At 33.1% G+C, this 14,771-nt stretch carries 16 protein-coding genes and 1 pseudogene; 6 read left to right on the forward strand and 11 right to left on the reverse strand.

The annotated features are described in order from the left end of the window. Nucleotides 1-182: 182 nt before the first annotated feature. Nucleotides 183-1,076: an alpha/beta hydrolase gene (locus tag FHY45_RS01045; protein WP_373925461.1), complete on the reverse strand. Its 894-nt coding sequence runs from the start codon at nt 1,074-1,076 to the stop codon at nt 183-185. A gap of 134 nt (nt 1,077-1,210) precedes the next feature. Between FHY45_RS01045 and hemH the strand changes: the two genes are divergently transcribed. After that, entirely contained in the window at nt 1,211-2,185 is a 975-nt protein-coding gene (gene hemH / locus FHY45_RS01050) for a ferrochelatase (RefSeq protein ID WP_218975777.1), read from the forward strand. 244 nt (nt 2,186-2,429) lie between these two features. Here the strand turns inward: hemH and FHY45_RS01055 are convergent, their stop codons facing one another. From FHY45_RS01055 to FHY45_RS20395, 6 genes are all read right to left on the reverse strand, one after another. Continuing rightward, nucleotides 2,430-2,882 carry a threonine/serine exporter family protein gene (locus FHY45_RS01055; protein ID WP_257468936.1) on the reverse strand — a complete coding sequence of 151 codons (453 nt, stop codon included), beginning with the start codon at nt 2,880-2,882 and terminating at the stop codon, nt 2,430-2,432. Between the two features lie 12 nt (nt 2,883-2,894). Then, complete coding sequence (locus FHY45_RS01060) at nt 2,895-3,656, reverse strand: threonine/serine exporter family protein (RefSeq protein WP_225983679.1); 762 nt, start codon at nt 3,654-3,656, stop codon at nt 2,895-2,897. A 362-nt stretch (nt 3,657-4,018) separates the two neighbouring features. Next, complete coding sequence (locus FHY45_RS20720) at nt 4,019-4,192, reverse strand: hypothetical protein (protein WP_225983678.1); 174 nt, start codon at nt 4,190-4,192, stop codon at nt 4,019-4,021. An 80-nt stretch (nt 4,193-4,272) separates the two neighbouring features. Beyond that, nucleotides 4,273-4,413 (reverse strand): hypothetical protein, encoded by a 141-nt coding sequence (locus FHY45_RS20725; RefSeq protein WP_257468937.1) that lies wholly within the window; start codon nt 4,411-4,413, stop codon nt 4,273-4,275. 563 nt (nt 4,414-4,976) lie between these two features. After that, nucleotides 4,977-5,291 (reverse strand): thioredoxin family protein, encoded by a 315-nt coding sequence (locus FHY45_RS01070; RefSeq protein ID WP_066100123.1) that lies wholly within the window; start codon nt 5,289-5,291, stop codon nt 4,977-4,979. 356 nt (nt 5,292-5,647) lie between these two features. Next, entirely contained in the window at nt 5,648-5,794 is a 147-nt protein-coding gene (locus FHY45_RS20395; RefSeq protein ID WP_180349910.1) for a hypothetical protein, read from the reverse strand. 681 nt (nt 5,795-6,475) lie between these two features. On the opposite strand from FHY45_RS20395, the gene yfkAB reads away from it, so the two are divergent. Both yfkAB and FHY45_RS01080 read left to right on the forward strand, forming a co-directional pair. Beyond that, nucleotides 6,476-7,603 (forward strand): radical SAM/CxCxxxxC motif protein YfkAB, encoded by a 1,128-nt coding sequence (gene yfkAB / locus FHY45_RS01075; protein ID WP_139891191.1) that lies wholly within the window; start codon nt 6,476-6,478, stop codon nt 7,601-7,603. Between the two features lie 283 nt (nt 7,604-7,886). Then, nucleotides 7,887-8,360, forward strand: coding sequence for an 8-oxo-dGTP diphosphatase (locus tag FHY45_RS01080; RefSeq protein WP_180349930.1), 474 nt, complete (start codon nt 7,887-7,889; stop codon nt 8,358-8,360). A 175-nt stretch (nt 8,361-8,535) separates the two neighbouring features. Here FHY45_RS01080 and FHY45_RS01085 read toward each other — a convergent pair whose 3' ends face one another. Continuing rightward, the gene (locus FHY45_RS01085) at nt 8,536-9,096 is read right to left on the reverse strand and encodes a transglycosylase SLT domain-containing protein (RefSeq protein ID WP_066100133.1); all 561 of its coding nucleotides are present in this window, start codon (nt 9,094-9,096) and stop codon (nt 8,536-8,538) included. A gap of 385 nt (nt 9,097-9,481) precedes the next feature. On the opposite strand from FHY45_RS01085, the gene FHY45_RS01090 reads away from it, so the two are divergent. Together FHY45_RS01090 and FHY45_RS01095 are read left to right on the forward strand one after the other, a co-directional pair. After that, nucleotides 9,482-9,853, forward strand: coding sequence for a hypothetical protein (locus FHY45_RS01090; protein WP_139891192.1), 372 nt, complete (start codon nt 9,482-9,484; stop codon nt 9,851-9,853). A 38-nt stretch (nt 9,854-9,891) separates the two neighbouring features. After that, nucleotides 9,892-10,359 carry a hypothetical protein gene (locus FHY45_RS01095; protein WP_139891193.1) on the forward strand — a complete coding sequence of 156 codons (468 nt, stop codon included), beginning with the start codon at nt 9,892-9,894 and terminating at the stop codon, nt 10,357-10,359. A gap of 348 nt (nt 10,360-10,707) precedes the next feature. On the opposite strand, the gene FHY45_RS01100 is transcribed toward FHY45_RS01095, so the two are convergent. The 3 genes from FHY45_RS01100 to lepB all read right to left on the reverse strand — a co-directional run bounded on the left by FHY45_RS01100 (nt 10,708) and on the right by lepB (nt 12,372). Continuing rightward, the gene (locus FHY45_RS01100; RefSeq protein ID WP_066100145.1) at nt 10,708-11,187 is read right to left on the reverse strand and encodes a DinB family protein; all 480 of its coding nucleotides are present in this window, start codon (nt 11,185-11,187) and stop codon (nt 10,708-10,710) included. A 205-nt stretch (nt 11,188-11,392) separates the two neighbouring features. Continuing rightward, entirely contained in the window at nt 11,393-11,689 is a 297-nt protein-coding gene (locus tag FHY45_RS01105; RefSeq protein ID WP_066100150.1) for a hypothetical protein, read from the reverse strand. A 152-nt stretch (nt 11,690-11,841) separates the two neighbouring features. Then, nucleotides 11,842-12,372: a signal peptidase I gene (lepB, locus tag FHY45_RS01110; RefSeq protein ID WP_066102238.1), complete on the reverse strand. Its 531-nt coding sequence runs from the start codon at nt 12,370-12,372 to the stop codon at nt 11,842-11,844. Between the two features lie 1,438 nt (nt 12,373-13,810). Between lepB and FHY45_RS21175 the strand changes: the two are divergent. Continuing rightward, nucleotides 13,811-14,101 (forward strand): annotated as a pseudogene (locus FHY45_RS21175) (3D domain-containing protein); the annotation flags it as partial. Between the last annotated feature and the right edge of the window lie 670 nt (nt 14,102-14,771).

The following is a 14,771-nucleotide window of genomic DNA, read 5'->3' on the forward strand; positions in this document are numbered from 1 at the left end:
TCATTCATGTATATATATCCATTTAATAACATTATTATGAACTTTTTTAATAAATATGTTTAAGGATATGTGCTTATAAAAAGAAGCAGTCCAACTCTAAATGAATTGAACCGCCATTGTTTTTCGATTTATTTATATAGATTTATCAAAAATCATCAGGACAGCGTAAGCCCAGCATTAATCTAGGAAAAGGCCTCTTTTAATTCATCACTAATTAAGTGCCATGCCTCTTCAGCCTGTTTCAATTCACCTGTATGAGTAAATGCATGTGCAGCTTCCATGTACCTCTTCTTCTTGACTGTCACCCCAGCTTCTTCAAGCTGGCTTGCATAGTAGTCGGCTTCATCTGCAAGAGAGTCAAATTCAGCAGTGATGATTAAAGCAGGCGGCAAGTCTTCCAAATCCTCAGCATATACAGGAGAGACCAATGGGTTTTCCGCATCTTTCATTGATTTTAAATAGGATTCATTAAACAGTTTTGCCAGTCTGGGTGGTATGGCTTTTTTATGCTTGAATTTCAGGTCCGGATCAGTAGCAAGGTCCAGCGGTGGATAATTAAGGATTTGCTTCACTAAAGGAATCTGCTCTCTCTCCTTGTTCAGCAAACAAAGAGCAGCTGCTAAATTCCCACCTGCACTATGTCCCCCAACTGCTATTCGCTTATTGTCTACCTGAAGGACATTGGGGTTCTCATAAAGCCATTTCAGAATATCATAGCATTCATATATTGCAGCAGGAAATTTGTATTCTGGTGCCAGATGATAATCAATATTCACTACTAAACAACTGGCTCGGTCCGCTATCACAGGACACCACGCATCATCCAATTCAGCACTTCCCATCACAAATCCACCGCCATGCATATTCACAAAAACGGGTAATGGTCCCTCTGTATTCCGGTTTGGCCGATATGTAATGACGCGAGTATTTCCTAAATTTGTTTCAATCAACCGCTCCTCCCTTTCAACGTTAGGTTTTATACTAGGTTTCAGGAAGGAGGCCTGTACCATCTTACGTTCCATCATCCGAATGGTCTTTGCGAGTATTTTTTGATTTAGAACAAGCAATATACACACTCCTTTTATCTGGGACTGTAACAATTGAGTCAAATAGTACGTTTTTGTACAAAAAGTTTTGTAATATAAATTATATATATATTAAAATAATAATAATAATAATAACAATATTATTATACGGCAGGAGAATGGATATGGAAAAGACAGCTATTCTTTTAGTTAACTTGGGTACACCTGATCAACCAACCACGTCCTCTGTACGTTCGTATTTAAAAGAATTTCTAAGTGACAGTAGAGTAATTGATTTACCTAGGTGGAAATGGATGCCTGTCCTGCACGGAATTATTCTGAGAACACGGCCGCCGAAAACCGCAAAGCTCTACCAATCTATATGGACGAATGAAGGATCACCTTTATTAACCATCTCTATTAAACAAAAACAAGAATTAGAGAAACAATTCGCACATTCTAATATTAAAGTCTCACTTGCTATGAATTATGGTAAACCATCTATAAAGGATGAATTAGAAAAGCTGCATAAATGGGGAATGCGCCGATTAATTGTCGTGCCTTTATTTCCGCAATATTCCTCCACTACTACAGGATCTGTATGGGATCATTTGAACCAAACATTATCTAAATGGAGAGATATCCCGGAAGTAATATTTATACGTGACTACCCTGATCATCCAATATGGATTAAATTATTAAAAACGCGTATTGAACTATGCACAAAAGAACATGGCCACCCTGATGCGGTAGTCCTGTCCTATCATGGCATACCTAAAAGATATGTATCTGATGGTGACGATTATCCATACCAATGCTTAAAAACCATTCAAGCTCTAAAAAAAGAATTGCCAGATCACACTATCATTACATGCTATCAATCTAAATTTGGTAAGGAACCTTGGCTTGAACCTTCAACCAGTGAAACGTTACGTCATCTTGCCAAAAGCGGTTCTAAACATATTCACATTCTCGCTCCCAGTTTTACAGTAGATTGCCTGGAAACACTGGAAGAACTTCAGGTTGAGAATCATACTATTTTTATGGAAAACGGCGGTGAAAAATATCATTATATAGAAGCTGCCAATGACGATCCTTTATTTATTGAATGCCTGATGGATATCATTAAGCCTTATTTGGCTCCAATAAAAATCATTTAGCATAGCAATATTGGAAAATATTCCAATTTAATTTTATCATAACCAGCAAAAAAATAAACAATAAAGAACCAACCCTTTTTCTGGAACGTCCTTTATTGTTTATTTAGCTCGGTTCATGAATTTCTAATCTAGCAACATTTCTTCCATTTTTATCATATATTCATTTAAAGGAACCTATTCCACTAGATAATTTTCTCTCCTAATTAACTCCACTAAAAAACAGTATGATTATTATCATACTGCCTTAACGAACTATCTTGAAATTTTTAATCATATATAAACTGCTCTTAAATAGGATATCAGATAAAACCAGTCCAATTGCAATCCCAACTGCACAGTAACCAACATTTAAAAATCCGATTAGCGCACCATCATAGTCCTGTAGTGTTAATAAACGAAATGCCTGAAAAGCTGTTATTCCCGGAACGATTGGCACCAGTCCCGGTACATAAAAGACAGTCAGCGGCATCTTAAAAATTCGTGCAGAGATTTGTCCGGCAAAGGCTAATAACAACGAACACACTATACTGGATAGAAATACGCCGTACCCTTCCGTGCTTAAAATCCAGTATCCCATCCAACCGCACATCCCTACAAGTCCTCCTATTGGTATAGACTTGCGCGGAACATTACAAATAACTGCGAAGGATATCGATGATAGAAAGCTAAAAACCATATGAATAAGGGTCTGATTCACTATTTCCGCCTCCTAATTGATAAATAAATAATAGACGGTAGCAATACCCGTACCAATCGCACCCGCAATGAAGACAGCCTCCACTAACCGGATTGTTCCTGAGAGATAATGCTTTGCCATCATATCGCGAATAGCATTGGTCATCGCAATTCCAGGTACAAGCGGTGCAACCGTCCCTATCATGACGGAATTTAAATGACTTCCCATTATACTGTTAATATAATAGGCAACAATCCCACCCAAAAAAGCAGCTATGTATTCCACTATGAATGGTGTTTTCATTATTTTAAAGCCAATTAAATAGGTTATATAACACAAAAGGCCACCAATCATACTAGCCGGTAAATCCACAAATGTGCCATTCATAATCAGCATAACGCTTCCGCTCAATACAGCTGTACAAATAAGTCTGAACCATAAGGGGTAGTCAAGCGGGTCCTGATCCACTGCTTTCAGTTCCGAAAGAACTTCCTCAATTGTCAGACGGCCTTCTGAATACATTCTTGATATTTGATTGACCTTCGTTACCTTTTCAAGATTATGATCCCGATTATCGATTCTAACGAAATTCGTATTGTCCAAGCCTATATTCACAAAAATTCCATTAACTGTCACATATGTAAATGCATTTGTTCCATGCTTTATTCCTAGTGAAGTACTAATCATTCTTTCCATTGTATCCTCTACCCGGCTCGTTTCCGCTCCGTTTTCCAGCATAATACGCCCGGCCAGAAGACTGGCATCAATAATAATCTTATTTTTGTCTACTGCCACTTTCGTCAACTCACTTCACATTTAATATCAATCAATGCCTATATATTGTACAATAATTTTTCTGAAAAGATAGAGGTAAAATGAGCGAAAACTAAAACTTTGTTAATAGAGAGGATAAGACTAATAATCTAACCCTATAATTCACTATTTCGCAATGATTAAGTCGATATTCTTGTTATGAATTATCCAATTATCAGGAAATCCATAAATTAGACTAAATTACTTCAAATATTATACTACTGTAATTCAGCTTAAATAACAGGGCTCTGTCCAGACATTTGTTGCTAATAAATCAATAATGGAGACAGCCGACTATAGCTGTCTCCATTATTGATCTAACGCCCCAATTTATATTATTAGGATTATTCATTTGAATTTAGTTCATCTATTGTCTTGAAAATCCTGGAATATACATCTTTTATATGTTCATCATTTTTTTCATCATTATATAAACCATATCCCCACTTTTTTAATGTATCATCATCTTGTGTTGTAAAAATTCCAACAGCATAACTATTACCTGAAGTCCAATTCATTATTTTATCGTATTCCAAATCTTTTTCAGTAAAAGAGGCATAATGATTTGTTCTCATAAAAAAGTAAGGGATAGCAGAATTTAAGTAAAAATCTGCATATTGACTTTCAGCAGCTTCAAAAGGTTATTTTCCGAAATAATGACAGCATCATAAGAGTTCATTTCTTTGTTTGTCATTTCTCCAAATGAAATTTCTGTAAATTCCACTTGTTCTTCTTTCACTTCCGGTTTTTCTCCAACAACAGCTATCCGTAAGGCATTTCCTTCGTATAACTCGAAATCGGGATTTGAAACACAAGCTGATAGGACAGATATTATCAGTATTAAAAATGCAATATTTAAAGATTTCGTTCCGTTTATTTTCTTCAGTTACTCCTTATATTCTCGTTTATTTACATTATATAGTGATAGATATTTTTCATTTGCATGCTAAGGTCCTTCTCTAGGGAGCGAACAGCTTAGCGGATCGAATCCCTCTCCACTCGCTACTGAGTGATTATATTCAAAAAGTTTAATCAGAACGTTCTCACTGGCTATAGAATCCATTCCCATTCAATGAGAAGCATCCATATTAGACCAACCTAGTTTGAGACGTACTATACATATCTACTTCTCTTATAAAGCAAACTATGTAAAATAGGTGCAAAAGCAATAATATATACGAATAAAGCCAATAATAAAGAGCATAACAGATATGATATTCTAATCTGTTATGCTCTTTATTTAATCTACTTTATGCCTGGATAATTTTTCTCAGCAATAGAGATGATTGGTTAACCTCTTTTTTAGAAATTGCTTAAAAAATCTCTGACTTGATCAGGCGTTTTAGCATTAGCGCTATGTAAATGAGCTATTTTTTCTCCATTTTTATAAACTAATAAGGACGGAATTCCCATAACATTTTCTTTTTCTGCCAATTCGGGTAATTCATCTTTATCAATTGTAAACCATTGTTTATCTTGATGCTCCGTAATAATTTCGTCAATAAATAAATCAAGTCGTTTACAATCTGGACACCAAGTAGTCGTAAATATATTTACTGTTAGTTTATCGCTTTTTATTTGATTATCAAATTCTTCTATAGATGTAACTTGTTGCATTCTCTAAATCTCCCTTCTCTTTCTCTATTACTATAGTAAACATTTTAAATACTTTACACATTTTAAATGCTTATTATGATGTTTACAATAATAACTATTCTCTTCAAAAATTGGTACAATAGGCTTATATAAGGAGATTACTGTAATGGAGGTTTTTTATGCTATAGTTACATCTAATGTCTATAGAATAAACAGAAGAAGCGATTGATTTATTAAAAAACACACTGCAAGAATCAGTAGAGATGTCCTCATTTGGGTCGCTCGTTCGAATGGGTGTAGTTCTATTCGAATGCAGAAAACAATTTTTACATATAAGCTTACCTTTGCTTCTGCTATTTCAATAAATCCTTTTTCTATTAATCGATATGGTCATTCCCAACAGATCCTTTATTATAGTGTGAATCCGTAAAAGCTAGGTTTGTTCTTTTTCTAAGATATTCATCTATTACTACATACAAAATCGCTGCAACAATCCCAAGATAAGCAAAAAATTTAGTCTCCATTGCTACAAATAAAAATCCTGAAAGAAACATTCCATATACTGTAATTTTTATTAGAAGTCGTGCTTTTTTATGCTGTACTAGACCAGCGATTATTTCTCCAATGATTGATGCTATAAATCCATAAAGAAAAACAAACAGGAATGAATATGGAAATGCCAAGAATTAAAAAAAATTAATTACATTATCACTTTGTTCTCCTAAGATATATGAAGTACCTGTAAGAAATAAGGATGTTAATACAGAAACAATAATAACCGATAGTAAATTTCTTATGATTATCCTAATGTTTGCTCCCCCAGTGCGTTAAACTTTACCGTTACATTGTAGATACTAATTTCTTAATCCATCTTGAATTATCACTTATAAAATTCCCCTTAGCTCTCGAAGTATAAATTAAACGCCTACCATCAAAATAAAATTAGCATATTCGTTATATATTTTCCGCTTTTTACCAAATATTTCTGTAAGTGGGGATTAAATCCTCATATCCTACCCATTCTTAACCCAATCATTTATTTTCACTGAAGCTAATAGGATATTCTTATGCCCTTTATCTATTATCCGAGTCTTCTCTCCATTTCAATTTTAATAATTTTATAGAATCTCAATTATAAGAATGTTGACATACTTCTAAATTAATGACCATAATATGGGATATGAATTTTTATGAGGAGTAATAGGATGATCACGAAAAGCACACAAAAAGCAACGCCTTTAAGCCCGGATTATGACCCATGGGAAACCTATATGGATATAGAACAATATGGAAAGCTAACCCTTTCTAATATAGAATTTACAACCACAACTCTATGTAATATGCGTTGTGAGCATTGTGCTGTTGGATATACCCTGCAACCGAAAGATCCTGATGCTCTGCCTTTGGAACTAATCTTACACCGTCTGGAAGAAATCCCTGCTTTACGTTCCATCAGTATAACCGGCGGTGAACCTATGCTCTCAAAAAAGAGTGTTGAAAATTATGTTCAGCCTCTATTAAAATATGCACACTCACGTGGGGTGCGAACACAAATAAATTCTAATTTAACACTTCCGTTAGAGAGATATGAAACAATTATTCCTTATTTGGATGTTTTACATATTTCACATAACTGGGGAACCATCGATGATTTTATAGATGGCGGTTTTGCTATGATGGAAAGAAAACCAACTCGTGAACAGCGAGAAGTCTTATTTAATAGAATTATTACCAATTCCCAGGCATTAACGAAAGCGGGAGTACTCGTATCTGCTGAAACCATGCTCAATAAAAGAACGCTCCCCCATTTAGAACATATTCACAAACAAATTGTTGAAGAAATGGGCTGCCAAAGGCATGAGGTGCATCCTATGTACCCTAGTTCTTTTGCATCTACTTTAGAAACACTTTCATTGGATGAAACAAGAAAAGCCATTCACCATCTTCTGGATATTCGTAATGAAAACGTTTGGATGCTGTTTGGTACACTGCCTTTTTACCCATGCAGCCAAAACAGTGAAGATCTCGAATTACTGCAAAGATTATATTCAAGTAAAAACGTGACTGTTCGGAACGACCCTGACGGACGATCTCGTTTAAATGTAAATATCTTTAGTGGTGATGTAATCGTAACTGACTTTGGAGATACTCCGCCACTTGGCAATATTAAGGAGCAGTCATTGCCTGTCGCCTATAATAATTGGATGAAATCAAGCCTGGCCGATTCATTAAATTGCCATTGCCCGACAGTAAAATGCCTAGGTCCAAATGTATTGGTTAAAAACGCTTATTATCCAGAAATGAATTTCAAATTAAATAAAACCAATTTATAACGGTTCCATCTTTTAAATACGAACAGACCGCTATTTAAAAAAAGAATGGTCGATTTTTAGAAATCGGCCATTTTTTATGTCTATATAGATAGGAAAGGATCGATTAAACCACCAAACACTTTGTTCAATCCCCGACATCCCTCATTTCTTCTCCATTCTTTTTTATCTTTTGATCAATCTGGTTTATCTAATTTAGTTTGGTGATATTATGGAATTTTAAGGTAAAATTAAATTTAATACCGATAGTTATTAAAGACTGATGATCGAGGTGAATTAGGTGGAACTGGAGCAATCTATTCATTACAAATTTTGGACTGTTTGTTTGGTTCAGAATGGAGATTATGTCCTGTTATTAAATAGACAACACGATCATTTCAAGGGATTTATACCACCAGGAGGAAAAGTAGAGTTTCCAGAAAGTTTTACGGATTCCGCTATTAGAGAAGTGAAAGAAGAGACAGGGTTAAATGTAAGTAATCTTGTCTACAAAGGGCTTTATGAGTATGTCAATCCCGAAAAACATGACAGACATATTATTTTTAACTATTTAGCTACTAGTTTTAGCGGCACATTGTTGCAAAACTCAACCGAGGGTAAACCTGTATGGGTTCATATAGATGAAGCTTCTAATCTCCCTATGCAAGAATCTATAAGAAGAAGATTTCCATTGTTTTTTGAAGAAGGAACATTTGAGATTCAGGTCGAATTGGATAATGAGAGAAATCAAGAAGGTAAAGTTTCTATAAAGAAGACCTAAGCTACTGGTACACGAGATTCTAGATACTTCTTTTTAATTGCTGTTTAAATAAAATTCTTCCGATAAACCTTAATCATTATAGTACTGTTCCTTATAATTATAGATATTTATGCACTTTCATTAATCAAATAACAACAGCGTCCGATAAACGAACGCTGTTGTTAATTAGTGTTAATTAGAACCATTTTTTAACTTTCGCTAGACATTGGTTATGCTTTTTTATGTAGGCTTTGGCTTTTCCATACTTCTTAAATCCACCTTCACCTTTGTTATAAGCACTCAAGGTAGCTTCTTTTAAAGCAGTACCCTTATAACCTTTTTTCTTATATTTCTTTTGTAAATCGGATAACATGTATGTTCCCCAATTCATATTTACGTAAGGATCATAGGGTTTGTTCTTTGTCTTTGTAATTTTAGCTAAATTTTTATGGTTAATTTTATTAATTTGGAAATATCCGTAATTACTTCCACCTTTTGCTTTTACTTTCATATTGCTTTCATGCAGCATCACTGCCAGCGTTTCTTTATAATCCAATCCTCTTTGTTTAGTCATTTTATAGAGATATTGTTGTTGAGCTTTAGGCAAAGGAACTTTTTTTGAATACTTAAATCCAGCTAAACTGCTACTTGCTGCATCAGCTTTTTGTCCCGGTATAGTCGTACTTGCGATTAACGCAAAAATGAATAGTAAACTGATAGCAATTTTCCCAAATAGTTTAGGTTGTAATTTAATCATATAAACTCCTTTTCATTAGCAACTTTTTTACTACTTTTTGTTACTCTTGTACTATATCAAAAGTCTTTGCCAGAAATGTATGAATTCATCAGATTATAACGTTATTGTAAGGATGATGTCTTCTATGTAATCTGTTTGTAAAATAAGTAGTACAATTTCAATATAAAAATGGAGTGAACTGATTTAGAAATCAATATTCTTCTATATAAAAAGGTTTTACTTTTTATAGGAAAATCTATCATTTCAGTATGGTTGCAATAGCAGCAATTCTCTTAGGGGGGTTGGAAAATAAATAAAAAAGAACCGCACACGCACACCCTTTTTTTAGCCACAAAGCTCTGTACTTCAATTTAATAATCCACGAATAGAAGGTGAATCTATGTTTTTGAACGAGTTAGAAAGATACAGAGAAACAGAAATTCTTCAAGCTGCTACTTTTGCCGCCAGTCTTAAACTACAAAAAGAAGAAGCAAAATTGATAGATAATTGGGTGGAATCATTGATCGAAATCAATACAAAGAAAGAAATAGGGAGCAAACAAACGGAGGGTTTTTTTTCGATTTATAATACTCTGCAGGGAGCATCAGATTCTTTAGATAGTAGTTCTTTAAAATATATTTTAGGTCGGCTTCTTAAGATTTACGACTCTATGTGGGGCAATGTTTTTTCATCCGTTATAGATCGTACTACATGGAGGATTAAAGAGTATATAGATGAAGCATTTTCTTTAATAGGTTTGATTATATTTGGAAAATAGAAAAACTAAGTAAATTCTTTCATTCTGCTGATTTTTTTATGCGCAATAAAGCTCTTAAATACCTACTGGACCTAAATGAGATAAGAGGATTCCATCATACTATCAAGGATTTCAAGAAAATTATAGGATTTATAAAACCAGATAATACGGATATCATACATTACCTTGTTCATTACAAAGTAAATAATAATCAGGGGTGCTATCAAATTATAAGCTTCATTTTTAATGATCTCAAAACTAATAGTTACAGGACATTCGAAATTAAAAGAGATTGTATAATTTGGTTAGATAATGCTGTTGGCAGTTCACCAAAAAAGCCTTGGTTGGACAAATTAACAGCTATTCAGAAAGAGCTTAAAGATGAGGAACTACTAAAAATAGCTCGTTGGATTTTGAATCATGGAGATTTCGAAAAGGAACAAAGTACAGGATGGACTGATGGAGTTTATAAAAAATTACAAAAATCTTCATTATGGTATTTGGATATTCGAAGTAATGATATTTAAGGAGGTCAGCCATTTAACAGTACCATTAAAACATTTCCGTTTCTTAAAAAAACATATCCATTGGGAATTGCGAGGCTTTTAGATATATTATATATTACAGTTTCTGATCACTTTATGGATTCCATATGCACTTTAAGTGCACTTCTTCATATTTTTCCAAGAAAATCATTACAAATAATTATTATTTAGAGTTATATAATTTAATTGATTTAGCACAAGGGATATATGGCTACTAATTAAAGAGGAAAACAAATAAATGGAGTTGAATGTTTTTTTATTCTATCATGCATATAAAATAGGGATTCATTCAGCTTTTTTTACTTGTCTTCCTATAAGGATTAAATTATTTTAACTTAATACCTCTTGAGATGTAACAAGCTTTTTCAATGCAAGAATATTCCCCAAATGTATTCCTTCATGAAAAATAGTTCTAACGAGGACTTGTTCCACTGTAAACATTCCAGATTCCGTTACAGAATATTCTTCTTCCAGTCTTTCTCCATATAAATCTCGAATCATAAAAGGCTGTACAGCAAGCAGTCTTTTTAAATAATCAAGTTTAGGAACCTCTCCCCTCCAATCTTCCGGGCTCGTACCATAACCAAACCATTCATTAAAATGATTAGGCAGGATGATTGGTTCCTTTGTCAAATGTTGAATCCACAAATATTGATCCAGGTATACATGTCCCAGGTTCCATCGTATATTATTTCGAAATCCCTCAGGTACAATATTCACCTCATCCTCATTCATCGAATCCACCGCCACTAACAATTCATGCCGATAATCAGCCAATTGCTTAAAGAGTACTTCATGTCTTTTTAACATATTCAACCCTCCTAAATTGTGGTATATCCATTTATTTCGGGCTGTGATTGACAATTCCCTTCCTACTTTGTAACCAATTAGAATAACTATTTAAATGAAGCTAAAAATCAACTAAATTACCATTCCATAGTACGAAACCTCTAAAGATAAGAAATTCAATTCAATCAAAAAAACATCCAATCTTGGTTGGATGTTTTCTTCTTTATCAGGAGGACTTTAGACACTTAAGTATAGTAAGCTGCATCGATATACCGTCTGTTATGATTTTTTTCCGTTCCTTTATCTTGTAATTCATTCCATCAACGATAAAATGTCCATTGCCAGAGTAGGCAACATATTTCCCTTGTTTCTCCAACTCATATTTAATGGCAACTACATATTCATTCGCATTTGGATACGTTTCATTCATCCTGAGTATAATTGTATTTCTCTCATCCCGTTTATATTTAATAAACAATAAAAAAGCAATCATAACAATGAATAAAGTTAATATATACACCACGCAGACTACCTCCGCCTCCATATATTAACTTTATTTTATAACAAAAAATGACAATACACCACATACTTTACTATTATTAAGAAATTCACTTTTTATAAACTATTAATATGTACTTGAAATAGAATTATTTTTCATTGATTTAAGAAGACTCCTCAGTCCAGTTTTCTTAAATCGGTAAATGGATAAAAGACATATTTACCTTGTCCTATAACCTGATCCTGTTTAATTAACCCTAATCCATTGCGACTATCCATACTTACAAGACGATTATCACCCATAACAAAATATTCATTTTCAGGAATAAGAATCGCTTCGAAATCTCCATTTGATTTTTCGCCTTCTTCATGGGTTTCTTGTCGATTTTTATCCAGATATCTTTCCTTTTTCTGAACATCATTAATATAAAGGATATTATTTTTTACTTCAATCTTATCCCCTGCTACACCAATTATTCTCTTAATGAACATTTCACTGTTATCACCCTTAATGATGACAATATCTCCTCTATTATATTTCTTTTCTACTAATGATTTACTGACCAGTATTCTCTCTTGATTGCGGAGAGTAGGTTCCATCGATACTCCTTCCACTTTATACGGAGTAAATAGGAAAGTCCTGATTAACATAATGACAGCAACAATGATCAGAATGGACTTTAACCAGCTAAATGTTTCATTTTTCATATTTCTATCAGGAATCAAATAATTCACCTCATCTTTCTAAAAGGGCTGGAACTCAAGTAATAAAACTTTTCAATCCTCCAAGCATATAAGGCATTATTTAAGTTCTTATGTATCCAGTCAATTCTTTATTACATACTATCCAGATATGGCATCAGTTACTCTCTTTCGTTCCGATATCTGACTAAAAACAATCTCCTCATCTTTATAAGCTCGACATACGGTAATTTAGCGTTTCATTAGCAGATTTCTAACAAATTGTTATCGTGTTTCTTCTATTATATTGATTCTTTCAAGAACTGATTAATTATCTTTTTGACGAATTAAGTCCGTTAACCTAATTTATTTAAAAAAACCTTAGAACTATGTCATATTTTAGGGTATAATAGGAATAGATTATTTTATTACAACAAAAGAATGAAAATCGACCAGCTAATATGCTTCCTTACATACAGGAAAATGAATTTACTAAAGTTTCTTTTAATTACTAATTAGTTATCAACATCCATTCTCTTAAAAACTAAATTTACATCTATTCTTATAACTACGAACTATAATTTTTGATATTTTCATTTTTTACTTTATAGCAATCACACCCATTCATTACCCTTTTCTTCCAATTTTAAGCATTGTTTTTCATAAGTTTAATATTTTTTCTCAGTTTTTTTAATCTCTTTTTTTACCATTAATTCAAAATAATGGATATTTTTGTGACAATTATGACAAAAACTCCTCTATCTAAATTTACTAGAAAAATATATTAATACCATGGTTTTATTAAGTTTTTTTACCTATAGTTTTCTGAATATTCAAATTATTAGATATGTATTTGACATATTCCCGTTATATCAGTAATGAATTTATCATCTCCTCGTTATTACTTCTTTCTCGTAAACCTGATAAGATTGTCACTGTTAGCTCAAAACAAACAATTTTAGGAGGTTCAAACTACATGAAGAAAACTTTGTTATCATTCGTAGCGGTAGCTTCCATCGCCGTTGCTATGGGCGGACCCCAAGCATCTGCCCAAGAAATCACAATCAAAAAAGGTGATACACTATGGGGTATCTCAAATAAATACGACACTTCTGTTGATCATATTAAAGAACTCAATAATTTAGATTCCGATATCATTATTGAGAATACTAAATTGATCGTAAAGGAAGACCAACCAAAAACTTATACCGTTAAAAAAGGTGATAGTCTTTGGAAGATAGCTGTTAAAAATAAAATCTCTATTAATCAGCTAAAAAGTTGGAATAGCTTAAATTCAGAAATTATTCAACCAGGTCAAGTCCTTAATTTGTCTGGTGTAGGCCAACCGGCAAAAAATAATACTGAAGCTGTTCAACAAAAAACAACAACTACATCAACAACTACTAAAACTGAAACAAAAACAGAGACAACAACTACTACTGCAAAGTCTACTGGGCAAAAAGCAGGAAAAACTCTCTCTGTTTCAGCCACAGCTTATACAGCTAGTTGTAACGGTTGTTCTGGCGTCACTGCTACCGGAGTCGATTTAAATGCGAATCCAAATGCTAAAGTAATCGCAGTTGACCCTAGTGTAATTCCATTAGGTTCAAAAGTTTATGTTGAAGGTTATGGATATGCTACTGCTGCTGATACCGGTGGTGCTATTAAAGGGAACAAAATAGATGTTTTCATCCCTACACAAGATGCTGCTCTTAATTGGGGACGTAAACAAGTTAACATTCAAATTTTAAACTAACACATTTCGCTTTAAACGACACCTTCGAGTTTACATCCAGTTCTCGAAGGTGTTTTATATATATTTTTCTTTTTCAATCTACTATTTCTCCTTAAAAACAACTGAAATACATTCTTACTCACCCTGTCTAAACCTACGTACAACACTATAAATATATCAAGAACAATTACAATCAATTAAATTTATTTATGATCTATTCATCCTCATGACTTCTTAAGGGTATCGGGGATTTAAATAGCATGACCTCTTTAAAGTCAGGTTCCGCTCATCTTCCATTTATAATGATAAAGATAGAACTTTGTGATGCTACTGACAAAACAATAAGCCAATCTTTTTTAATCTAATTTTGTTTATTAAAAGCTGTTTCTCGTATTTTTATTGGCTTATTAAATCTTGAAAAATCACATATTTATTTCTTATGAATTATGAATTGAGAATCATCGGTTACTTCAATAAATCATCTATGTCCATTCAATGAACCACTTCCTGTAAAGTAATTCCTATATAGGAATTTAAATAGCTACTCGAATATACTTATTCTACATCTCCAAATCATTATTTATCATTTCTTTAAGTATTATGATTTACTAATTAACTTTGTGGGTCGCTTCTATAAAATGCTGTTTTCTAATAGATTTTGATTTATAAGAAGAATAAAATTACTATTTTG

The sequence above is a fragment of the Bacillus sp. D386 genome (assembly GCF_006346415.1).